A 22,918-nucleotide genomic window follows, 5' to 3' on the forward strand; every position below is an offset into this window, starting at 1 on the left:
CCACGAGGCTAACATTACTCCCAAAATCCACATTGCCCGACGCGGGGTTGGCGGGGCGACGGGCTGGCTTGCTAATCTCAACTACGATGCCTGTGCACATTGGGCTGCTGCCCGGGCTGATCCCGGCGTTGACGACTGCCGCCTCATTGCTCTGCTTATGGTCAATTTTGGTCTCTACGACGATGCCGTCGATATCCTACAGCGCGCTATTGCCATCTGCGATCAAGCGACGCTTCGTTGCCATCTCTGGTATGTGAGCGGACTCATCTGGTCAAAGCGCCTATATAATGTGGCGCGCTCGAATGCTTGTTTTGACATGGCCGATGCGGCGTTAGAGAGCGTTGCTGCAGAAGATGGTGGCGACCCTCATATGGAACGTGCATGGGTTCAGAACGGCCGTGCGATGAACGCAATCCTGGCCGCGCGACTGGCGCACAAGCCCATTTCGACTGCCTTCCCGATTGCCTTCAGCCATCTGACGCGGGCGTTTGATCTTGTCCGTGAAGGAGGTACTCGGGACCGAGTCTATTTGCGCTTCAATCTACTTGGCAACATGAGCAACCTGATGGAGATCGGTGGAAACTACGCAGTCGCACTGGACCTGCTGAACAGAACCTTTGACGAATCTTTAGCGCGTGGAGCCGAGAACGAACGGGAGTGGATCGCACAGCAGAGATGCATGCGTGCAGCGCTGATGGCGCGAGCAGGCGACGGCGCTGCGGCCATTCCAATCTTCGCAGAGGCGCGGGAACTGATGCAGCAGCTCGACCGGCCGATCAGCGCCGAAGCGCTCGGCCGGTCGCAGGCAAAAGCGCTCTATCAGAGCGGCGCCTGCGGCGAAGCGCGAGAGCTGTTTTCGGTCTGCCTGGGCGAAGCGCGCGCACTGCGCAGCCGGCTTGGAGTGCAGACACATGCCGTTGGACTTGCGGCTTGCGAGATTTCGCTCGGCCGGGAGAAAGCAGCTCTGTCGCTGCTCCATACGATCGGAGAAATGGAAGATGTCTGGGTCTTGCCCCCCACCACCCTTGAATCCGGAGATCTGAGTGGCCTACGGATCCAGGATGCATATTACGGGCTTTCGTTGAATATACCCGAAGTCGACCTCGAAGACATGGCACCGGCCAGTATCGCCGGAGCGTTGCGCGGACGGCAATCGGAAGTGGAAGCAGTCAGGGCGTTGAAGAAATGAGTGATCACTCCAAAGGGCCACAATCGCGGTGCGTTGTCATTGGCACCGGACAGATCGGCACCTTCGCGGTACGCAGTTTTACGCACGCAGGCTGGTCCGTCACCGCCGCTGATCTCGCCCCCAACACCAGCTATGTACGAAGGTTCGGGCGCACGGATTGCCCCATCCAAAGTGTGGACGTCACCGATGCGGCGATGGTTCGGGCTCTTTTCGATCATGTCGGCGCGTGTGATACCGTGGTCTTCGCCGCCGGCTTGACGGGACAGCGAACCCAGGCAGATCCCTCTCTGGCGACCGATATCCTCTTGAAAGGAACCGAATCCATAGCGACAGCAATGCGCGCAAAGGGTATTCCCAGGCTCGTCGGCGTTAGCAGTCTTGCCGTTTATGCTGCCGGTCAGACCTCTTTCGAGTCGCTGCGCGAAGTCGAAAAGCCGACCGGCCATGTCGGCGTCTATGGCTCCGTCATTCGACGCATGGAGGCCGCGATGATCGCGTTGGAGGGACTGTCGGTCGGTATCGCGAGGGCAGCCGGAGTTTACGGCCCCAACCGTTATGGACATGGCAGCCAGTCGTCTCAGTTGGTCGAACGGCTCCTTTACGGCGCCGCCTTGAAACAACCGATAAGCCTTCGGGGTCACTGGCAGGACCGTGACGATTTCATCTATGCGCGCGACCTGGGGGACGCCCTCGAAAAGCTTGCAAGACCCGGTTATCCCGAGGGTTGCGAAATCATCAATGTCGGGACCGGCATGACGACCTGCTTGAGAGAACTGATAGAAGCGGTTGAGCAGTCCATCGGACGGGTCAATGTCAATCTTATCGCTCCTGATCCGTCACGTGCCCCCTTGGCTCGGCCGCCTTTGGACACTGAGTGGATGCTCAAGCGCATCGGCCCCCCGAAATTTACGCTCAACGAAGCCCTGCGCGACTTCGCACGTGAGGTTGATCTCTTAACCGCACAGGAGGTGCGACCATATGCAAAGCAATCCTAACCTATTGGCGATTTGCGCATCGTTGAAACCGGCGCCGGGCCGAACGGAACCATCGGCTTGCCGGGAAATATTGAGAGCCGCGACCATCTATCTCTCCCGTGTCGTCCCCAATATCGAGAGCTTGGATTTACGCGATGCGACATTGCCCCGTTTCGAGGGCTTGGCCCCCGCACATCACTATGATCCGGCGGTCATGCAGGTTCACCAACGCATCCGCGCGGCGTCTGGATTGATCTTCTCCATTCCCGCTTATTGGGGCGGCGTCGGCGGTGCTTTCAAGACATTTGTCGAGCTCGTCTGCGGACCAAGCTACGAAAATGCATCATCCTCTCCCTTTCAAGGCAAACCGGCGGTTGCTCTGCTTGTCGGGTCCGACGCCTTCTCAACGCAAAGCGCAATCTCGCAGCTGGATAGTATCTTCGAGGCGATCGGCGCGCATCTGACCTCCGAGCTTGTCGTTGTGCCCAATCCGGCAGCGACGGGTGCGTCGGATGCGGCGATTCGTGCGCTAATCGGCGCATCCGCCCAGCTCGCGCAGCACATCATCAAAGTGAAAGAGGGTGCATGAACGCTCTAACGCAACGGGATGTCGGAGCCATCGTGGACGCGTCCTTTGCCATCCTCACATCATGCGGTATCTTGAAAAGGCCGGTCCCATCTTTTGAACCCAGCCTGTACGAGGCCGCGCAAGGACGGATCGAACCGCATTTCGAAGTGCCGCAAACAACGATAAGCCCCTTGATGCGGCGGTTCCTGTTTCACTTCGCCCGCGCGACACAACCACAATTCATATATGGCGCCGGCACCTACGTCGGCTTTGCGTTTGCGTGGCTCATCAGTGGTAGGCAGGTCGGCGACGGCGACTTCAATGCAAGGGGTGTCGACTGCGATAGTGCGGCAACCATCATTGCTCGGCGCAATATGACCTGGCTGGAGACGATTGGCGCCCTCGATCTTCGTGTCGCGGATGCACTGATCGATCTGGAAAGCAGCAGCGATTCGATTGACTTGCTATTCATCGATGTCGACGCAGTAGACACGCGCAAATCTCTGTATACGGATATACTCGAATGCGCGAAGCCTCATCTGAGGTCGGGAGCGCTGATCCTGGCTCATGATCCGCTCGTAGCGGCGTTCAGGAATGATTTTGAACGCTTCTTCGCCTACATTGAGAATCAGGATTGCTTTGGCCCCAACTGCATCCTGCCGCTCGACGACTGCGGCATCAGCGTGACGGTGGTGCGATGAAGGCGCTGCGCGACCTATCGCTTGGCACGCTGGATCCGTCTTACTGCCAAGCGGAAGAAGGCAGCAACAACGCTTATGCGCCGCGTCAAGGCGTGCCTGCTCTTGTGCAACTACTGGGCGCTCGTTTCGCAGTAGACGCCTCCGAAGTTCTCGTCACGGCCGGAGCATCGATGGGGCTGACCTGTGCTTTCCTAACCTGCCCTCCCGCACGGCCGATACTGCTCCCATCACCAGGCTTTCCGGCCTACGAAGCAACGCTGCGCCTTCTTGGAAGGTCCGTCATCACCTATAAACTCGACCACAACTGGGACGCGAATGTCTTGCGGATGATCGAACAGGAAATACCGGCGGCGATCCTCCTGAATTCTCCGGGCAATCCGTTAGGGAACGTCATCACGGACCAACAACGCCAGACGGTGTGTGACGTGGCGCAAGCTTGCTGTGTTACTCTCATCCTGGACGAAACCTATGCAGGTCTCGAATTTTCTGGGTCGGCATCGACAGGCCCCCTTCTGGGAGAGGCCACAGGCGTCATCCGCATCGGCAGCTTCTCGAAGCGCTTCGCACAACCGGGTCTGCGCATCGGGTATGTGATCGCGGGCGCGAAAACCTGCCGTCAGATGGCCGATATCAATTGGGTTCTCGCCATGTCGCCATGCGTTTCCTCGCAGCTGGCGGCGGCCGACCTGCTCATGGCTGAAGTCAAGAATCCGGGTCGGATCAAAAACACGGCCGGCCAGCTTGAAGCCTCCGCCGACCTGGCGATGGCAACCCTTGCCACCCATGGGATTGCCGCTTTGCGACCGAATGGTGGCCCTCTGCTCTGGATTGAATTTCCGGGCGCCCAAAGTACCGGCGCGCAATTGGTCGCCTATTGCATGGAGCATGCAAGCGTGATTGCTAGCCCCGGAGAGGCTTTCCGGCGCCAGGGGCCACCCGCCATTCGCTGCAGCTATGCGATCGCAAGATACGATATCCCTGCCGTCTTTGGTCGACTTGGTGCTGCACTTGCAAGATGGAAGAGCGAGAATAGCAATTGAACATATTTGCCGATCGTTGGTAGGGGGTGAACCATGACACATTCCCAAACCGTGCTCTTGTTGACGGGCAGCCTGCGACGGCCCTCCCACAGCTGCGGACTTTGTCATTCCGTGGCCGATGCTCTTGGGAATTTCGGCATGGCCGTCACAATATTCGACCAGCGTGAGGTGACATTGCCATTACATGATTCTGTTTGGCATAAGACGCCGGAGCAAAATCCCGATACTGGCGTACGAAAGCTCGTGCAACTGGCAGAGCAGGCAGATGCCTTCGTTCTTGCGAGCCCAATCTATCACAACGGCCCCAGCGGTGTTCTAAAGAACGCGCTCGATCATCTGGCGATCAAGCATTTTGCCTATAAGCCGGTTGGCTTAATCAGCCACGGCGGAAACAGAACGAGCCAGGCTGTCGATCAGATGCGCATATGGGTCCGAGGCTTGCTCGGACATGCGATTACGACGCAGATCTGCACGCAGAACGGCGATTTTGAAGCCGGTGGTACCGACGATCCCCGTATCTCAAATCCGGATATTTCCGCAAGGACTGAGAAATTCTGCCGCGAACTGAGTGTGATGGCCAAGACGCTTGCGATCGCGCGGTCAGCCTTGATCGTATGAGGAGATCAGGGAGACAGCGACCCTATCACCTGGCTTTCGCGGGCGTTGATCGCCGTGACGACCCCCGCAGAGATTTCGTCCCAGGTCAGCCAGCGCTTCCGTCCAGCCTCCCATTTCGCGCCGAGGGTAACGGTTATCAGACGCGCCCGCCCTCGCATTTCGAATGGTGGGTCCTGTCTCGTACCAATATCGTGCAAGGCTTGGCTGCCGCGCACCTGGACGATCAGGCGGGGTCGCTGAGACAGCGCAGGGAGGAGCCCGTGGGCGGCTTCCACGCCACTGCCGTGGATCCAGATGACTGCAAGCTGCACACTTTCAAACATGGAAGCTTCAACAATGGCGCTAACGAAGGGCAACGGATCACGCCAGTCGAGGTCAAGAGATTTAACATTGTTGCGGCTGCAGAGCGGCGAAGAAGACGCGTTACGTGCGACGAGGATGACGCTGACGGATCTCTCCGCCACCCATTCTGCAGCAGCCGTCAACATTCCGGTCGCCCCAATGAGCAAGCTGGCATCGAATTCGATCTTCTTCATGATTGGCCCCGCTCGTGGCTCATCCTAGTGAGCACGCCATCCAATATATGTGAGGTTGGGCAACAGGGTGAGTATCCAAGGTGCTGGGTCGACTGATTTTTTGGGGTCGCATGCTGAAGAAGGCCACACTGACATTATTAGCAAATGCTAGCATTCATCACTGAAAGTCAGGCCATTCAGATCTTCGCGTTGTTGACCGCCTCGATAGGACGAACCTCAGACTCGTCATTCATCGAACCAACTAGCTTCCGGCAACCGCCGCAATTGGTGCTCTTGAAGGGGTTTGAACCAACGACCAGCTTTTCAGAACTGGATATCAATGATAATTCCGCGCATATAAACGCGTCTCCGCAGATCATCTCGGTTACTCCATCGCGACTCATTCAGCAACGAATTCATGACCGGCAAGCACGCGACCGACGCAGCGCTTCCCTTCAAAACAGAGGAAAGCCGGTGTCACGCTTGAATCTCAGCCAAGCCTGAGCCTCCCGCGCCTTCGCGAGAACAGCTGCGTTGGCCCATCCGGGTTGAAGTCGTTGTCCCGTTCCGTAGCCGGCGGCGTGCTCAGCCAGATCGTTGTGGGTAAACACGTATCGGCTGTAAGCGCACAATTCCCCGCACCTGTTCACTGAACGGCGAATGAGGGAGTCTGTGTCCACAAGGGAGACTGTGGACACAATGACATTGGATAACTTGAAGGGCTCAGGGGGTCTTCGGGCAGTGAAGGTTCTTCCCAACGGGAAGCGGCGTTTCGATCCGGTCGAGAAAGACCGGCTGATCGACGCCGCAATGAAGCCCGGCGTATCGGTTGCCCGTCTGGCACTGGCGCACGGCGTCAACGCCAATCAGTTACGCAACTGGGTGAAGCTTCGCCGAGATCGGCAGGCCCAGGGTAGTTTGACGGCTGCTGCAGGGCAGGAAACGTCGGCCTTTGTTCCTGTGGTTGCAGCGTCGCCGATTGCGCGGCAGCCCGACATGCCGGCCCGGCCATCATCGGCAGGAATGCGGCTGATGGCGTCTTTGCCAAATGGTGTGCGGCTTGAGCTTGAGGATGTGGATGAGCGGGCTCTTTCGGCGATGATCGAAATTCTGGGGCGGTGCAATGTTCCGGCTGGCTGACGATCTTCGCGTCTATCTTCACCGGGACCCGATCGACTTTCGTGCGGGGATCAACAGCCTGGCGATCCTGGTCGAGCAGTCGATGGGCCTGAGCCCGTTCGAGCGTGCTGTCTTTGTCTTTTGCAACCGCCGGCGCACCCGGATGAAGCTCCTGTTCTTCGAGCGGTCAGGGTTCGTGCTTGTATTGAAAGCCTTGTCCGAAGACCGGTTTCGCTGGCCCCGCCGCGAGGCGCCGGTCGTGACGCTCGATACCGAACAGTTGCGCTGGCTGCTTGACGGCATCGATCTCGACGCGATGGTGCGCCATCCTGTTCGGCAATATGAGTTTGTCGGCTGAAGGCTGTTGACGGAGCGGGGCGGCTCAGATTCAAAGCTACGATGACACGAGCCGGCACCCCGACCGTTGCGGAACTGATGGCGCTTCTGGCGGCGAATGCTGCCGAGAACGTCGCGCTGCGGGCTGAGAGAGACGCCCTTGAGCAGCGTGTCTTCAAGCTCGAGGAAGAACTGGCGCTTGCACAACTGCATCGTTTTGCGCCGCGCAGCGAAAAGCATATGGATCGCGTCTTCAATGAAGCCGAGAACGCCGCTCTCGAGGCCGATGCTGATGAGGGCTTGGCCGACTGTGACGAGACCGACGCCACTGAGCTTCCCGACACGGGATTGCCAGAGGTGGAAAAGCCCGAAGGCCGCAAGCGCGGGCGTAAACCTCTTCCGGCAAATTTGCCCCGCCAACGCGTTGAATATGACCTTGCCGACGATCAGAAGACCTGTCCGTGCTGCCGCCATCCGTTGCATCGCATGGGCGAACTCGTCACCGAGCAGCTGCATATCGAGGTGAAGGCCACGGTGCTGCAGAATGCCCGGGCCAAGTATGCTTGCCGCAACTGCGAGCGCACCGATATCAGCACTCCCGTTATCATCGCGCCGATGCCCGCACAGCCCTTGCCGGGGAGCATTGCCACGGCCTCGACGCTGGCCTTTGCTCTTGTTCATAAATATGTCGACGGCACACCGCTCTATCGCCTGGCACAGGCCTTCGAGCGCGCTGGCGTCCCTGTCAGCCGTGGCGCTCTTGGCCATTGGGTGATCGGGTCCAGCGAAAAGCACCTCGTTCGCATCTACGATGCACTGAAGCAGCGGCTCTTGTCGCAGAACGTCATTCACGGTGACGAGACCACGGTGCAGGTGCTGAAGGAAAAGGACAGGAAAGCAACTGACGAGTCCTACATCTGGGCCTATCGCAGCGGGCAGGATAGTGTCGAACCGGTTGTGCTGCTCGAATATCAGCCCGGTCGTGGGCAGGTGCATCCGCAGACTTTCCTTGGTGACTATCGCGGCATCCTGATGAGCGACGGCTATCAGGGCTGGCGCACCCTGAAGGGCGCAACGCATGTCGGGTGTATGGCTCACGCCAGGCGACGCTTCGTCAACGCCTTCAAGGCCGGGAAGAAACAAAGCGGGCCGCCCGCGCAGGCATTGAAGTTCTTCGACCAGCTCTATCGGATTGAAAGGCAGGTGCGGGACGAAAAGCCGGATGACGGCGAAACGCAGGCCGATTGCATCCGGCGCTTGCGCCAGAAGCATAGCGTTCCAGTCCTTGATGCCCTGAAGGAGTGGCTCGACAGGATGGCCCCCAAGGTCGTGCCCGACACCAAGCTCGGCGATGCGATCTCCTATACGCGAAACCAGTGGCAATATCTGACCCGCTACACCGAAGACGGCAGGATGCCGATCGACAACAATTTATTGGAACGCGATATCAGAGTTTTTGCCACTGGAAGGAAGAGCTGGCTATTTTGCGACACTGTCGACGGGGCCAAGGCAAGCGCTGTCATCTACAGCCTTATGCTGACCTGTCGCGCCTGTGGCGTCGAGCCATTCACCTGGTTGCGACACGTCTTTACCGAATCGCCGCAGCGTCCGGACGGCGCCAATATCGACGATCTGCTCCCATTTAACTTCGCCAAATCCACTGCCGCATAAGCCGCTGCGGGCGTCACAATCCACTGCGTCAACGCGCAGCGAAATGAGCGCTTACTATCGGCTTGACCTACATCGCCATGCTTGGCATACAAAGCGTGGCCCTACACGCGGGCCGGTGTGCCCGCCACGCAAAGCTATGTCAGCGTTTCATTTCTGAAGTGTCACTTCATGCCAACAGGCATGGTCTGGCCATTAGCGGGCACATGGTCGGATCATTTCAGGATATGGATATGACCGAAGCAAAAAAACTTAGCAGCCTCAAGCTTCTTGCTAAACGATACGCGCGGGCCAACCGGATTACGCTACACCAAGCTCTTGACTTGGTTGCGGTGAAACTGGGTTTTGCCAATTGGACAAAGCTGATCTCCGTCAGCAAGAATGATTGGATGCCTAGTTCCGAACAGATGGCGAGCGTTGAAGCCTTAGTGGCACATGCTTTTCCGGCGGCAGATTTTCAGACCGGACATCCCGAAGCAATGACCCGCCGCTTCGCATTTCTGGAACAGGCCGAGCACGGCATGATTGGAGGTCATGCATACCGCCTTCAAGTGGCTTTCCACGACGTCATCATGGCCGGAGATGGGTGGAGTATCACGGTGCCGGAGAACCCTGGCGCGTCGCCAATCGTCCAGACATCTACCGAAAATGATGGGAAATGCCCTGTATTTAACCCGGAATTTCTTCAGAAGGCGCTTAGCCTGGTCAGAGATCGGGCGGTCCAGGTTCGTGGTGAAATTTCTACCGATTGGCCTCGACGGTCCACAAAACCTGACATCGAGGGGGTGGTACGCCACCCGCTGTGGGGCCGAGACTCGGGCGTGTGGTTCTGCTTACATTGTGACGGAAAGATTACCGGCACTCAGATCGCTCAAAATCTCTGGCATTGCCCTGGGTGTGGCGCATCTCCTATAGACATCTTCGACACGGCCTTCTGGTGTGAAGATGAGGGAAAATCTCTCTCGCCAGTGAAGACTGACGGCGCCGTGAACGGTGACAAGCCCGATTTCCGGGTTGTAGATGACAGACCCAAACTTGAGCTGAATGAGGGGAGGATCACTCTCCTCATCCGAAGTGCTTTGCTTGATGACGCCACGAACATCAGCGAGAAGCTCGGCGCGCTTCAAGCTCAAATCAGTGTCGATGACGAGAATGACGTGTGGATATCGCTAGACGACCACTTGTGGCCGCACGACAAAGAGCCGGTTCAGGCTTTGATTGTGGCGGCCCAGCTGGGTCTTGAGGTTGAACTTGAATCGATGTGGTCCTCGATACCGTTCGCCTGGCCGGGACTGGGCGAGCTGACCTCGAGCACGAGTGAGTATACGCAAATGATGCTAGATGCGTACGCTCAGTATGATCGCTCGCCCGGTAAGCAACCGTAGTCAGATTGCGACCAACCTTCTTGCGATGAGCAGGTCGGTTGGTCGCGTTCTCTTCTGACCGGTGATCGACGCTCGGTGCGGCTGGGGCGACCGTGAGAAATCCGGAGGCGATCATTGAGGAATCCACATGAGGAGAGCCGATACGAAGGAGCGCCTTGAACGAATTCGAACCCACGACCATGTAGATCCCAGCTACCACAGGTCGTTGAAAATCTTAGCCTTCAAAAGCGCGACCTCAAGTTAGCATTCACTTTTTCAGGTAACTTTTCTTGCCGCTGTCAGACAGGCAATAATGCCCACCTCTTGATCCGATACAGAATTTGCCAGACCTGCATGAGCAGTCCCCGGATAGGCTCGGCGTCATATTTTCCGGGGCCGCGCCCAAGAGTGCGGCGGCTCCCATGGTGGCCGTGCATGATTTTTTGCTCCCACTAACGGAGCCATCCCTGCAGATGAAAGTTTCTCCCTGGCAACGATCGATTCCACCCTTACTTCCACTACAGGGCGTGTTGGCCGCTTCTGATGCCGTAGATATAACGAGCCCCGCAATGACAAACGCCGTGCGGAACCATCCTTGTTGGACGAGAGGTTTAATTTCCGGGGTTCGCATGAATGTGGCCTTCCTCCTCGAGGAAACCTTTTGCAGCAGCAATCGCTTCATTCAGACGGGCACGACTACTGGCCGCTAGACGTTCAAGGCCTAGCAATCGCGCAAACACGAGCGCCGGATCTGGCTCTTCCAGGGCCAAAGGATACTGACGCACAAAGCCAATCAATTCCGGCAGAGAGATGTCTGTCACTGGACGGCGGTCGCTCTCTGTCTCAGCGGGACGATAATCCACGACCGTCGTTACGCTACCTTTCAGCCATATGAATCGACCTGCACTATCTTCCGTCACATCGAAAACACCGAGGTGACGTTCAATCTTCTCGCGGATACGATTGCCGGTCCGCAACCAGCCGTGAGCTCTCGCAATTCTCTGCGCCAGAACGTCGTCGCGAACCGGCGCCTCGGCGCTCACGACAGCAGCAAGCATCTCGTCGACAATGGAGCGGTAGCTGAAATCAAAAAAGGCGCCCGGCTCTGCTTTAAACGTCGAGAGGTCGGCTCGCCGGAACTTGGCATGCACCTCAGCCTCATTCGCTGAAACCGGCATTGATATGGGAGTGTTGATTTCCTGAACGAACGGGATTTCATCCGCGTCAGGGGTAGTAATCGGAACGTCGACGTCGGTCTGCTGAACGTCCGCCCAGTCATCCGGCGCCGGTAAGTCCTCAATATTGGAATCTGGCGACGTCATCATGCCGCTGTCGGCCTGCGCCGCTTGAGCGGCATCGACCACCTTCTTCTCGGCCTCCTGCTCGCGACCTGCGAGCACCAGCTGCTGGAGTGCCTCGTGAAGTCGGTCAGTCGCACCGTTCTTGTCATACCACCAATCCGGCGACCAGATTCTGACGATATTCCAACCAAGGCCACGCAGAATTTGTTCCCGGATTTTGTCGCGATCGCGGGCGGTCGCCGAGCGGTTGTAGGTTGCTCCGTCGCATTCGATACCAGCCAGAAACGCGCCAGGCTTGTCCGGATGGACAATTCCAAGATCCACGCGAAAGCCAGAGACGCCTATCTGTGGAACGGTTGTCCAACCCCTCCCCTCAAGTGCAACGGCCACAGCTTCTTCGAATGGTGAATCGAATGATCCCACGGACCCCTTCTGTACCGCCGGCAGCGCAATGGCACCGCGCTCGGCAAAATCAAGAAACGTCTTGAGATGATGGACGCCGGTGGCTTTTGTTCGTTCCGTGTCGATCTTGTCGGCTGTGATCGACGTATAGACCATCAGTTCCTGCCGGGCGCGGGTGACAGCGACATTGAGACGCCGCTCGCCGCCATCTCCATTCAACGCGCCGAATGCCATCGTCAACTTGCCGGCATGATCGTGGGCAAAGGTGATCGAGAACAGCATGACGTCGCGTTCATCGCCTTGAACGTTTTCCAGATTCTTGATGACTGTCGGCTCAATCCGCTCTTTGGCAAAAAACCATTCGATCTCCGGATGATCGCGCCTCTTTTGATCAAGCAGATCCTCGATCAACGACTGCTGCTGACTGTTAAAGGTAATGACACCCAGGGTCGGCCGCACGCTCTCGGGAAGTTTCAGCCAAACAAGCATCCTTGCCGTGGCGTCATTGGCGATGGCTTCCGCTTCCGATTTGTTCGTGCGGCTTTTGCCGCGATCATAAATTGCGTTGGGGAGATACCGGAGCGAGACGGCACGATCCTCCGTGACGGGTGACGGAAAGGTGACCAGCCGGTTGCCATAGTAGTGCCAGTTCGAGAACGCGATAAGGGATTCATGCTGGCTGCGATAGTGCCAATTCAGTTGTAGAACTGGTAGGCCGGAGGCTTTAGCCTCATCCAGAATGCTCTCGAGATCCTTCTCATATTCCTGAATATCTGGGTCATCCTCACCGCCATCGGCCCGGCCAAAGAAGTTGGTCGGCGGAAGCTGCTTCGGATCGCCGACGATGATCGCTTGTTTCCCGCGAGCCAAGGCGCCGACCGCGTCCCAGGTCGTGATCTGTGAGGCTTCGTCAAAAATGACGACGTCAAACAGGGCCTGGTCGGCCGGTAGATATTGGGCGATCGAGAGCGGCGACATCAACAAACACGGCGCAAGCTTTGCGAAGTTTTCAGGCATGCCGGCGATCATTTCCCGAATAGACTTGCTCGGCCGCTGCAATTCCATCTGGTGCCGGAGCAGGCCCAACTCGGATCGCCTCGGCACTTCATTGGGTTTGGGCAAGTCTCTGACAAGCTTGCGCCGCACTTCACTCGCAGCACTCGCGCGCGCCAAATCATCCAGCTTACGGAAATCGAGCAGAGCCTCTTCATGCTGGAAGCGCTTGAACTGCCGCAGGACATTGTCGGCGTCTATCGCGGGCGGCAGCCACCAACGCGCATAGGAAAGTTCGAATGCATCCGCGAGCTGGTCTGGCCGCAGGTGTGCCTCCTCTAGTGCCGCGACAAACGGCGAAATTCCGTGAGCCTCCGCATTCTTGCGGACACCACACCAGGACGTCCACGCCTGCAGTGCCGACTGATTTTCGCGGATCTCTCGCATCGCCTGGGAAATGCCTGCGAGTAGAGAGGTGCTTGCCGCATCCGCTGGAACGGAGCCTGCCAGTTCACGATACGCTTTTATCTCGGTGATGAATGCTTGGCGCGCCTGGAGAAACCGATCGGCACCGTCTCTTAAAGGGTGATCGGAACTGCCGTGGCTGAGGTAAGGAGCGACCGATTGCGCAATGTTTTTAACAGATCCTGCCATCTGCCCGAGGCGAACAAGCGCTGATCGCATCGCCGCTGCCTGATCGAAATGGAGACGGAGAGATGTGGTGTCCGTTTGGGTCCCCTTCCAACCAGGCGCGTGCCTGCCGAGCTCACTCGTCTGTACGGTACCGGCGAACGTCTTCATCACCCGGAGTTGGGGTAAATCGTTGTCAGGATCCACTTGCCCGGAGGTTGCGTAGCTTTGAAGCAATTTGCGAACCCGCCGCTTGCCCAATGAGGACTTTGGCCAGATGGCCGCGTTTGCTTCTCGCCATTCGCGATCGAGGTCGTCGATTGGAATCCGCCCAAGATCATCCTCGGCGTAGGCGGCGCTGAGCTTTCTTTCCGCGGCCTTGAATTGCGTTATGGCGTCCTCGATGCCAGCAATCGAGCTTTTCAGCTGCTCAAACTGGCGTTCGAAAACAACACCGTAATTTCCACTTGAAGCCGACCGGAGCGCCGCGGCCATACCTGCAAGTTCGTTCAATTCGGACAGCGAACAGTCCGCTTTCGACCCGATCCCCAAAAGCGAGGTGAACGACTGTAAGGACGGTTGCAGCGTAGAGGCTACCTTTGCAAGCTTGTCCGATTGGGCAAGGAAACGACTCTCCCAACTTGCGGACCAGTCAGCAATGTTGATGTAGCGCAGCGATGGAACAGGTTTGATAGCCCTGAATGTCAGAGCGAGTTCCGCAATCAATGCCATGAGGCGCTGATAGCTCGCGCGGTCGTGACGGATTGTATCGCCCCATGAGAGCTCCGGCGCGTAGTTGTCCTTTCCCCGAACAAATACCCCCATCGCCGTAAAAATTGTCAGACCATTCGGGCTCTGTCTATGGAGTGCCTCGACATAGGCGTTGAGTTCGTCACGGCGAATCTTCAGCCGGTCATTGACCCTGATCCATTCTTCGCCGGTATGGGAGGTGCCAGCCTCCCACGACGCTTTCAATTGAGAAACGAATTGCTTGCGCTCCGCCTTGTTCGAATGGATTTCCAGGCAATAATCGCCGAGGCCGTGCTCACGAAGGCGGCGGTATACGACATCGAGCGCGGCCGTTTTCTCGGCAACGAACAGCACACTCTTCTTCGCAGACAGACATTGGGCGATCATATTCGCGATGGTCTGGCTTTTGCCGGTACCGGGCGGACCGATCAAGACGAAGTCCTGGCCCTCCGCCGCCGCCATTGTCGCTGCGAGCTGTGACGAGTCCGCCGCAAGCGGTGTCACCAATTGCCGCGGCTCATATTTGAGGTCGACGTCTCTTTCGCTTGGAAAGGCCGTCGAGACGCCAGCTTCGAATGCCTGTTCGGGACTGTCGATCAGATGCCGGACGACACGATTTTGCCGGAGCGAGTCCGTGCGTTCGACCAGGTCCTTCCACATCAAGAATTTCGCAAACGAAAAAGTCGATAGCGCAGTCTCGTTGATAACCTCGAAGCCCGCAACATCTCGCACGGCCCGACGGACCATCTCGAGTACCATGGGCACATCGATACCGTTCTCATCCACGGGCAACGTGCCCTCAAGTTGAGGAAGCTGGAGATCGAAGTCCTTCTTCAACAGCTGCAGAAGCGTGGAGTTGAAGCGGACCTCATCCTCGTGATGCAGGATATGAAATCGTGAAGACGCGCTACGCCGCTCGAGTTTCACCGGAACGAGCAGCAATGGCGCGCGATAGGCTTTTACGTCCTCCGGCGACTTCTTCCATCGCAGAAAGCCGACGGCCAGGAACAAGGTATTGGAACCGCCTTCCGCCATATCATTCTGGGCTCGGCGATAGATTTCCGTCAAACGACCATCAAGATCCTTGGGCGGAAGCGGCGACGAGACTTCGTCTCGTTGCAATGCTCCAAGCGCGAACTCGACGTTGATATCTTTACCGGTCGCCTGAAAATGAAGTTTTTCATCACGGTCACCGAGAGGGTTCTGTTCTGGAAGGGAGATGATCCGGATCCGCGCCTGTTCGGCCAATCGGTCTTCAAGAAAAGGCACATCTGGACACAGAAATGGAACAGCTTGCTTGCTGTCCTTAAAATTGAGCAGTCTGTTTCTCAGCGACAGATCGAGAAGTTTGCGTTGCCACCGATCAATACGTCCCGCCGCTGTCGTCGGCTTCTCCTCCGCCATATCAGCAAGAATTGCGTTAAAGTCCGGGAGCGGTGGGAGAGGCAAAGCCACACCCTCGGCACTCGCGTCCCCTCCGCTCTCGGGAGGTTTTTGATGCGAAGCCATCGGACGGATCTGCGACATGCGCGCACGCGTGATATCGATAGCCGCAACAAAGCGATCTTCTTCCTGCTCTGATGTGGATGTCCGCGCGATACGCATCGCATCGTCAAAGGTTGATGGAGGATTGTGCGTAACCGCGGTGGTCTCGAAGGTCACAAGTTCCTTGCCGGACAGCGCCTTGCGAACCTCTCCAGCGTCTGTCTCAAGAAGGTTCGGAAATGTCTTCTTCACAAGCCAGAAACCGGTATAGGCGTGGCCGTCGAGCAAAACGATGACTGAGTTCAGTCCCACTGCTTCCAACGCGGCTGCAAACAGGAGACTTGTATCCAGGCAGGTGGCTAGCCCATCCTCAACGATCGTTGCTGGGCGCCTGACCTTCTGTCCGTTTTTCTCGAAGCTGCGCGGGGGCTCCGCGTAAGTCAGACGTCTGGCTGAAATGGCCGACCAGATCGCCGCTCCGAGCATGTAGGACCGCCGAGGATCCTGGCTCTGGTAACCGTCAAGTGCTGGCGAGTGGCCATGATTGCCAAGGACATTGGCGGCCTCTTTGATAATCTTCGCGATGGCTGGATCGTTTGGCATGACAAAGGCTGCAAGGAGTGCGGCCATGGAGCCAAAGCCACCCCATTCGTCTCTGGCCAGCAGACGAACATCCTCGAACGCTTCGGCAACGAGCGCATCGCCCACAGTTAGGCGGAACGATGCCCGCCCTCGTTCCGCCTCGTTGAGGCCGGCGAGATAGTCGGGGTCGAGTTCGACAACGCGGTCTGAGATAGTCATACTATCGCCGGGTGCGATTCTATCGATCGCCCAGATCTTACGCTTCGAGAAGGCCGGCGTTACATCAAATTCAAGCCTCAGGTTACTAAGAGTTTCCGCCGTGTCGTTCGTAATTTCGACGGAACGCAGGACGGGTACAGAATTCTGCCAGGACGCATAATTTATAGATCCGACGACGTCGGGACTAATGGTTACAGTTGGGATTCTTTCCTCAGACTCGAGGATGTTCTCAGCTTGATCCAGAAGATCTATCGATTGCATTTGCTGCCCCCACCTAACTCTAGGTCGCTATTGAATATGATCTTGTGGTGAGCGTCTATAGGTTGTGTTAATTCATGCTGGTTAGGGAAACATCCCTGTCCAAGGCGCCTATCCATTTTTTTCGACGCACTGCTGTTTAGCGGCAGTCTTAAATTCATGGGGAGGTCGGCAAGAGATCGCTATCGAACAACTGATGCTCGCCGCGCTACTGTTTCAAATTCAATGGGTCCCAATAAATGCGAAATCGCAGAACGAGACATCGTGGAGCCAGCGGCAAAGGCGAACGCCCACAAATATAACGAGAAGTATTTTTCACTTCGACTTTTCCGGGAGTTGTTGATAGTTCTCTCAAAAAAGGGGAGGCAATTGTGGGGGCGATAGAAGATATTTTACTCTGGTCGGCGACCAAACTGGCACCATGGCGGCAGGATGCATTGCGCCGCTTGGCTAATTCGCCGGTCCTGACAGCCAACGATCATCAGGAAATTCTAAACCTGATCAAACACAAAGTCGGCTTCACGTTCACTGCCGCGCCACCTGCACCCGTTGCATTGAACAAGACGCATCTCACAGGTGCAGGAAGTGGCCAGCCGCTTCAATTGAAATCAATACGCAAAGTCACAAACGTCAACCGCCTTGTGCCGTCAGCGAACCTGACCTTTGAACCCGCCGGGTTGACAGTCGCTTACGGCAAGAATGGTAGCGGGAAGAGCGGATTCGTTCGGATTTTTCGAACCGCGTGCCGGACACGGATAGAAAATGCAGCCAAACTCAAAGTTCTGGCTGATGTCTACGGTTCGTCGGGTGGTCCACAAACAGCCGAGATTGTCATAGATCTTGGCGCCGGTGATGTCCCCATAACCTGGACGGCAGGTGCCGTAGCACAAGAGGACCTCCTTCAGGTCGCAGTTTTCGATACCAGCGCCGCACAGCTTTATGTTGACTCAGGCAACCACATTCAATTCCTGCCCTTCGGCCTCGCCCTTCCACACAAGCTCAACGAACTCTGCCTTATCCTGAAGGAGCACCTCGATGCCGAGCGCAAGCCGGTCACCGACCAGATCAACATCCTGACGGTCGCTTTCGCGCAGGCGCGCGATACAAGCGCGCAGGCGTTTAACAGTACGGTCGGTGCCAAGACCACGGACGAGCAGATTGCCAAGGCAACGGTATTCTCGGCCGATGACGAAAAACGTCTCAGCGAACTTTCCACTTTGCTTGCTGCAAGCATAGCTTCGGCTGCCGACATCACCGCACTGGCCGCGTGGATTAAAACCCTGATTGCTGAATGTGAGGGGTTCGAGGGAGCCCTTATGGATGCAAAGCTCAACCATTATAGGAGCACCCATAAGAGTGCGCTCGAGGCACGCAAAGCCGCTGGGTTTCAAGCTGCCGAACTTTTCGCAAGTGATCCTTTACCAGGTATCGGTGGCGAAACATGGCGCCGATTGTGGCTGGCTGCGCGAGAGTATTCCATTTCTGACGCCTATCCGGATGCGGAATATCCGGTTTTGGTGGAGGCCGCCCAACCAGCCAGCTGTGTGCTGTGCCAGCAACCTTTGCTCGAGGAGGCTTCCGAGCGGATGACTCGATTCGAGACCTTCGTTACCGGAGCCCTTGCCGCAGAGGCAAACTCCGCGGAATTGGTGGTCGAGGAGACCTTCACAAATTTACCGCAACTCACCGTCATGGCGGCGAAGGACTGGGCGACCCGACTGGATCAACTCCGCAAGCGCAACGATCACGTTGCTACAACAGTTGCTTTGTTCAAATCCGCCGTTGAACAGCGGCGCGAAGTAGCTGTGACCATCTTGACAGGGAAGCAGGAAACGTTTGGTTCCCAAAGCCTACTGGCATCTCCGGTGGCGAGCTTGACAGAATTGCGTGCGGCCCTGCTGAAAGAAGCGGAAGCGCTCGCCCAATCAGGTGAATTCGAACAACGCCAGAAGATTGTTGCGGAGCAGAACGAACTATTGGACCGCAAGGTGTTATCCGCAGCAAAAGATCGCCTCATCAAACGCCGTAACCTGCTGCAAGACGACGGCCGTTTCGCAGCTGCCCTCACAGAGGTCAACACGAAGGGGATCACGCAGAAGGCAAACGAACTGATCGATCTCCATTTGACCAAGGTGGTGTCTGATCGGTTCGATGAGGAACGCGGTTATCTCGACATCACCCACCTTAAAATCGGGCTGGCGAGGAAGAGCGGGCAGACCAAAGCCTCATTCCAAACCAGTACCGGTACAGCGCTGGCCAAGCTTACGTCAGAGATACTGAGCGAAGGCGAGCAACGTGCGTTGGCGCTCGCCGCCTTCTTTACCGAGGTCACGGTGACGGAGGGCTCGGGACCGATCGTCATCGATGACCCGGTATCGTCGCTTGACCGCGACCGCGGACTTAAGGTCGCTGCGCGTATCGCAGAGGAGGCCAAAAGCCGCCAAGTCATCGTTTTCACACACGACCTAATATTCTTCAACGACCTGTGTCGCGAGGCTGATGATCGTGGGATCAAGACGGCCACTATCGGCTTGTTTTCGGACGGAGCGAACGCCGGCAAGGTCGATCCAGCGGGCGTTGCATGGAGGGGGCTTTCTGTTTCCAAAAGACTTGGGCCGATCAAGAATGACTTCTCCTCAGTACGCAAACAGCATTCGGTCAGCCCCGCCGACTACGAGTTTGCAGTCAAGAACCTCTACGGGCGCCTGCGTGACACATATGAGCGGTTGGTGGAGGAGTTCATTTTCTGCGATGTCGTGCGCCGCGGTGTTGATCGAATCGAGACGCAGAAACTGCGTTTCGTCCATCTCCCAGACGCGTTGGCAATCCGTTTTCACGAAGGAATGTCGCGCGTCAACACCTACAGTCACGACAATCCGGCATCCGCAACCGTTTCTGTCCCAACCCCAGATGAGTTTGACACCGATATCAAATTCATCGAGGATTTAATCGAAGACCTCAAAGCGGAAAGCAAAGCGGCCGAGGTTAAGCGTCCTAGCATGAAGAAATAAGAACATGTTGCTCCACTCCCTCACGCACGCCAACTCCCACTGACCTGCGACACTCTGGACTCATCGCCATGATCCGCCGTCACGGCCTTCCATTTGCCAGTGGATATTGTGGAAGCTCTCAAAACTGTAGCGCCTCGCCAGCTCCCGGTATCGTCGAAGGTCCGCGAAATTCTCAGGCGCCGTCCCGCTTGCGTCAACTAACTCTTTGATAGCCCCCTGATTGGGAGCACTGGCTGGCTCTGACGAAAATGGATGAAGAACTCCTTCTCCCTTTGCCGGCGGGTGCTCTTCGGGTCGAGAACAGTCCAGCCCGGAAGCGGCTGACGACCTGGAAAATTGGGAGAAACGACATGCAGTAGGTTTTGCATGAATTTTGGATAAAAAAACTTGCAGGTTTCGATCAATGAACTACATTGGGGTCGAGGTGAAACACGATGGCAAAATTCGATGAGTTGAAAAGGCGATTAACGCCAGGCAAAGTCTACCGGCGTGCAGACCTCACAAAATGGTCTGCGGCGGTCGATCGCGATTTGCGCGCGCTTGTGGATGCGGGCGAACTGACGAAAGTTTCAGCAGGGGTCTATCTGCGCCCGAAACAGACGGCATTCGGTAAAGCTCCGGCCGACGAGAAAGATTTGGTTGAAGCCTTTCTCAAAGACAAGAGATTTTTGCTGACGACACCGAATGCTTATAATGCCCTCGGTGTTGGGACGACCCAGCTCTACAATCACACCGTTGTCTACAACAGAAAGCGTCATGGGCAGTTCAAGCTCGGCAACCGCCTCTATGACTTTCGCAAGAAGGCTGAGTTCCCCGAAACGCTGAGCAAGGAATTCCTGCTGGTCGATCTCGTGAACAACGTCAAACGCCTCGCTGAAGGCGAAAGCGTGGTCCTCAAACAGGTGAAAGCCAAAGCCAAGGCGCTGGACTCGAGTGCGCTGAAGCGAGCGGTTGATGATTACGGCGGGGTACGGGCCAAGCGGTTCTTCAGCGAAGTCCTCGAAGAGCAAGCCCAGTTGCATGCCTGAATATCTTCACCGCCATCCTGAGTTCGCGGACCTGATCAGGATTGTCGGCGAAGATATGGGGATCATCCCCGCCTTGGTCGAAAAAGACTATTGGATCATGCATTGCCTGTTCACCCTGAAACAGGCTGGATTTCAATTTGAGCTTAAAGGCGGAACGTCGCTATCCAAGGGCTTTGGCCTTATTGAGAGGTTCTCGGAAGACATCGATCTTCGGATAGACCCTCCAGAGACGCTCGGTGTCGCAACTGGCCGCAACCAGAACAAACCGAAGCAGGTCGAGAGCCGGCAAGCGTTCTATGACTGGCTCGCTCATAATATTTCGATCGATGGAATTGAGGTGGTCGAGCGTGACCGGGCGTTCGACGATGTAAAATTTCGTAGTGGTGGCATCCGCTTGCTCTACAAACCGACTTCAACGGAAGCCGTCGATCTCAAGGACGGTGTCCTTCTCGAAGTTGGTTTCGACGACGTCACACCAAACGAGGCGGCGGACATCAGTTCTTGGGCCTATGACTATGCAGTAGATAGGGTCGACATCATCGACAATCGTGCGCTGGGCATCCTGTGCTATCACCCGGGGTATACGCTTGTTGAAAAGCTCCAGACGATCTCCACAAAGTATCGCATACAGAGACTGACCGGCGAATTTCCGGTGAATTTTCTGCGCCACTACTATGACATTTTCTGTTTACTTGGAAACGCCGATGTCCAGGCGTTCGTGGGAAGCCAACCGTACCTCGACCATAAGGAAAGACGTTTTCGATCGGAAGAACGGGACCTAACAATCAATCCTGCCTTCGGCCTTCTGGAACCATCGATTTTCGCTGAATATGAGAGAGCTTATGAAAGCACGCGCTCGCTATACCATTTGAGGCGACCAACGTTCTCGGAGATTATGCAACGAATCCGTGAATTTGCCGAAAGGCTGTAAAGGGTGTGCGGCGGCTTCCTTCAGTGCGCTCATTTAAACGAAGCCCACTCCAATACGCATTGATATGCGAGCCGGACACTCTCGCCTTGCGTACCCGGCTTCAATTTACCAACCGAATCGAGCTGGGAGGGGATGGTCTCTTAACCTTCCCTTCCGTCGCCCCAAGGCTCATGTTCAATTTTGACAATCTGCAGTCGCGCGTTTTTCTCCTCAAGACGCCATCGGCGTTTCAGATAAAATTCCATCGCCTGGCGAACCACTACCACTAGCAGCTCACCTGAAAAACCATACTCTTTGCTCACTATCGCGGCCTGCTCAGCGGACAGAGCTGCGTGGGGACGCAGGAAAATGCGAGCTCGCGTGCGCCACTCTTCATCCAAAGGCAAAGCTTGGTCCAATTGGCGTTCGTCAAAGGAACTCGACGGGCTAAAGCGGATCGGAAGATAGTCACGATAAGCTTGGTGCTTGAAGCTGAATGCCCTGAGATGGACGTTCTCCCCATCCGATGTGAACCGAACCGGCGCCAGCCACTGTCCTTCGTCAGCACCTGTCGTCATCGACGTGTAGGAAACATGAATTGCTTTTCCCGTTCTCATCACATTGTAAAGTCGCGCGACGATTGCCGCATCGGCTTGACGAAAGGGCCGCGGTACTGAAGCCGAGCCACTTTCGCCGTCTTCGGCATCCTCCAGAACCTCAAAGTCGGTGGTTAGGCTGGGCGTCATCAGCGACTGATGATTTGCGCGCGCAATGTAGGCCTTCCGCACGGGATCATAATCTGGTGGAACGGGAGCCAACTGCAGGTAGGTCCGGAAATCGATCGCCGCTTGAGCGCTGGATATTCGAAAACGATCGATCAGGTCCCGCCGGTTTGCAGCACCTCGCCAAGTCAGGCACCGGTCCAGAAAAATCACGCGCTCGCGCTGGGCATATTTGAGGTCATTGATCGTCATGGAATTTATCTAGCTTTACTCCTCGCCTTAGTCTATATAAAAATTATACGTATAAAAATTAGATGCTTTTTCCACGTCGAAGGAGAAGTTGTCACGATGGCCCACCGATGGAGTTCCAGGAAATCACACACGCGGCGTCTTCGCTCCGGGAAGATCACCTCGGTCTGCGGAACCATCGTCTGTTATTCGACAGATGAAACATCAAAGCGCGACAGCTACCACCATCCCTGCCCCCTTTGCGGAACTGAGGTCGTCAGCGTTCGCATGCCGAGGGGCGGATGGG

General features: G+C 56.5%; 16 protein-coding genes. 13 read left to right on the forward strand and 3 right to left on the reverse strand.

Annotated elements, in window-relative coordinates:
• Nucleotides 1-157: 157 nt before the first annotated feature.
• From BA011_RS29800 to BA011_RS29825, 6 genes are read left to right on the forward strand one after another with little or no spacing between them, the layout of a single operon-like run.
• On the forward strand, nt 158-1,189 hold the full coding sequence (locus BA011_RS29800) for a hypothetical protein (RefSeq protein WP_065283448.1): 1,032 nt from the start codon (nt 158-160) through the stop codon (nt 1,187-1,189).
• Entirely contained in the window at nt 1,186-2,184 is a 999-nt protein-coding gene (locus BA011_RS29805; RefSeq protein ID WP_072640927.1) for an NAD-dependent epimerase/dehydratase family protein, read from the forward strand. Before BA011_RS29800 ends, BA011_RS29805 begins: the two co-directional genes overlap by 4 nt.
• Nucleotides 2,168-2,752, forward strand: coding sequence for an NAD(P)H-dependent oxidoreductase (locus tag BA011_RS29810; protein ID WP_072640928.1), 585 nt, complete (start codon nt 2,168-2,170; stop codon nt 2,750-2,752). Before BA011_RS29805 ends, BA011_RS29810 begins: the two co-directional genes overlap by 17 nt.
• Entirely contained in the window at nt 2,749-3,432 is a 684-nt protein-coding gene (locus BA011_RS29815; protein ID WP_065283451.1) for a class I SAM-dependent methyltransferase, read from the forward strand. Before BA011_RS29810 ends, BA011_RS29815 begins: the two co-directional genes overlap by 4 nt.
• The gene (locus BA011_RS29820; protein WP_065283452.1) at nt 3,429-4,472 is read left to right on the forward strand and encodes a pyridoxal phosphate-dependent aminotransferase; all 1,044 of its coding nucleotides are present in this window, start codon (nt 3,429-3,431) and stop codon (nt 4,470-4,472) included. Before BA011_RS29815 ends, BA011_RS29820 begins: the two co-directional genes overlap by 4 nt.
• Before the next feature lie 33 nt (nt 4,473-4,505).
• Nucleotides 4,506-5,090, forward strand: a complete 585-nt coding sequence (locus tag BA011_RS29825; RefSeq protein WP_065283453.1) for an NADPH-dependent FMN reductase — start codon at nt 4,506-4,508, stop codon at nt 5,088-5,090.
• Between the two features lie 5 nt (nt 5,091-5,095).
• Here BA011_RS29825 and BA011_RS29830 read toward each other — a convergent pair whose 3' ends face one another.
• Complete coding sequence (locus BA011_RS29830) at nt 5,096-5,626, reverse strand: hypothetical protein (RefSeq protein ID WP_065283454.1); 531 nt, start codon at nt 5,624-5,626, stop codon at nt 5,096-5,098.
• Nucleotides 5,627-6,304: 678 nt separating this feature from the next.
• Here BA011_RS29830 and tnpA point away from each other — a divergent pair.
• The 4 genes from tnpA to BA011_RS44525 all read left to right on the forward strand — a co-directional run bounded on the left by tnpA (nt 6,305) and on the right by BA011_RS44525 (nt 10,113).
• The gene (tnpA, locus tag BA011_RS29835) at nt 6,305-6,745 is read left to right on the forward strand and encodes an IS66-like element accessory protein TnpA (RefSeq protein ID WP_065282368.1); all 441 of its coding nucleotides are present in this window, start codon (nt 6,305-6,307) and stop codon (nt 6,743-6,745) included.
• Nucleotides 6,729-7,082: an IS66 family insertion sequence element accessory protein TnpB gene (gene tnpB / locus BA011_RS29840; RefSeq protein WP_018240906.1), complete on the forward strand. Its 354-nt coding sequence runs from the start codon at nt 6,729-6,731 to the stop codon at nt 7,080-7,082. The genes tnpA and tnpB overlap by 17 nt, the downstream gene beginning before the upstream one ends.
• Before the next feature lie 41 nt (nt 7,083-7,123).
• Complete coding sequence (tnpC, locus tag BA011_RS29845; protein WP_065279183.1) at nt 7,124-8,731, forward strand: IS66 family transposase; 1,608 nt, start codon at nt 7,124-7,126, stop codon at nt 8,729-8,731.
• Nucleotides 8,732-8,961: 230 nt separating this feature from the next.
• The gene (locus BA011_RS44525; RefSeq protein ID WP_065283576.1) at nt 8,962-10,113 is read left to right on the forward strand and encodes a hypothetical protein; all 1,152 of its coding nucleotides are present in this window, start codon (nt 8,962-8,964) and stop codon (nt 10,111-10,113) included.
• Nucleotides 10,114-10,703: 590 nt separating this feature from the next.
• On the opposite strand, the gene BA011_RS29855 is transcribed toward BA011_RS44525, so the two are convergent.
• The gene (locus tag BA011_RS29855; protein WP_065283455.1) at nt 10,704-16,715 is read right to left on the reverse strand and encodes a DUF3320 domain-containing protein; all 6,012 of its coding nucleotides are present in this window, start codon (nt 16,713-16,715) and stop codon (nt 10,704-10,706) included.
• A gap of 368 nt (nt 16,716-17,083) precedes the next feature.
• Between BA011_RS29855 and BA011_RS29860 the strand changes: the two genes are divergently transcribed.
• From BA011_RS29860 to BA011_RS29870, 3 genes are all read left to right on the forward strand, one after another.
• Nucleotides 17,084-19,723 carry an AAA family ATPase gene (locus BA011_RS29860; protein ID WP_065283456.1) on the forward strand — a complete coding sequence of 880 codons (2,640 nt, stop codon included), beginning with the start codon at nt 17,084-17,086 and terminating at the stop codon, nt 19,721-19,723.
• Nucleotides 19,724-20,157: 434 nt separating this feature from the next.
• A complete protein-coding gene (locus tag BA011_RS29865; protein WP_065283457.1) occupies nt 20,158-20,751 on the forward strand; it encodes a DUF6088 family protein in 594 nt (197 codons plus the stop codon).
• Nucleotides 20,744-21,682, forward strand: coding sequence for a nucleotidyl transferase AbiEii/AbiGii toxin family protein (locus BA011_RS29870; RefSeq protein ID WP_065283458.1), 939 nt, complete (start codon nt 20,744-20,746; stop codon nt 21,680-21,682). Before BA011_RS29865 ends, BA011_RS29870 begins: the two co-directional genes overlap by 8 nt.
• A 140-nt stretch (nt 21,683-21,822) precedes the next feature.
• Here the strand turns inward: BA011_RS29870 and BA011_RS29875 are convergent, their stop codons facing one another.
• Nucleotides 21,823-22,635, reverse strand: coding sequence for a hypothetical protein (locus BA011_RS29875; RefSeq protein WP_065283459.1), 813 nt, complete (start codon nt 22,633-22,635; stop codon nt 21,823-21,825).
• Nucleotides 22,636-22,918: the final 283 nt, after the last annotated feature.

It is taken from the genome of Rhizobium leguminosarum, assembly GCF_001679785.1.
GTDB classification, from domain to species: Bacteria; Pseudomonadota; Alphaproteobacteria; order Rhizobiales; family Rhizobiaceae; genus Rhizobium; species Rhizobium leguminosarum_R.

Bases quoted from the DNA above. Each gene is read 5' to 3' on its own strand.
- BA011_RS29800 (WP_065283448.1), top strand. From the start codon at position 158: ATGGTCAATTTTGGTCTCTACGACGATGCCGTCGATATCCTACAGCGC.
- BA011_RS29805 (WP_072640927.1), top strand. From the start codon at position 1,186: ATGAGTGATCACTCCAAAGGGCCACAATCGCGGTGCGTTGTCATTGGC.
- BA011_RS29810 (WP_072640928.1), top strand. From the start codon at position 2,168: ATGCAAAGCAATCCTAACCTATTGGCGATTTGCGCATCGTTGAAACCG.
- BA011_RS29815 (WP_065283451.1), top strand. From the start codon at position 2,749: ATGAACGCTCTAACGCAACGGGATGTCGGAGCCATCGTGGACGCGTCC.
- BA011_RS29820 (WP_065283452.1), top strand. From the start codon at position 3,429: ATGAAGGCGCTGCGCGACCTATCGCTTGGCACGCTGGATCCGTCTTAC.
- BA011_RS29825 (WP_065283453.1), top strand. From the start codon at position 4,506: ATGACACATTCCCAAACCGTGCTCTTGTTGACGGGCAGCCTGCGACGG.
- BA011_RS29830 (WP_065283454.1), bottom strand. From the start codon at position 5,626: ATGAAGAAGATCGAATTCGATGCCAGCTTGCTCATTGGGGCGACCGGA.
- tnpA (WP_065282368.1), top strand. From the start codon at position 6,305: ATGACATTGGATAACTTGAAGGGCTCAGGGGGTCTTCGGGCAGTGAAG.
- tnpB (WP_018240906.1), top strand. From the start codon at position 6,729: ATGTTCCGGCTGGCTGACGATCTTCGCGTCTATCTTCACCGGGACCCG.
- tnpC (WP_065279183.1), top strand. From the start codon at position 7,124: ATGACACGAGCCGGCACCCCGACCGTTGCGGAACTGATGGCGCTTCTG.
- BA011_RS44525 (WP_065283576.1), top strand. From the start codon at position 8,962: ATGACCGAAGCAAAAAAACTTAGCAGCCTCAAGCTTCTTGCTAAACGA.
- BA011_RS29855 (WP_065283455.1), bottom strand. From the start codon at position 16,715: ATGCAATCGATAGATCTTCTGGATCAAGCTGAGAACATCCTCGAGTCT.
- BA011_RS29865 (WP_065283457.1), top strand. From the start codon at position 20,158: ATGGCAAAATTCGATGAGTTGAAAAGGCGATTAACGCCAGGCAAAGTC.
- BA011_RS29870 (WP_065283458.1), top strand. From the start codon at position 20,744: ATGCCTGAATATCTTCACCGCCATCCTGAGTTCGCGGACCTGATCAGG.
- BA011_RS29875 (WP_065283459.1), bottom strand. From the start codon at position 22,635: ATGACGATCAATGACCTCAAATATGCCCAGCGCGAGCGCGTGATTTTT.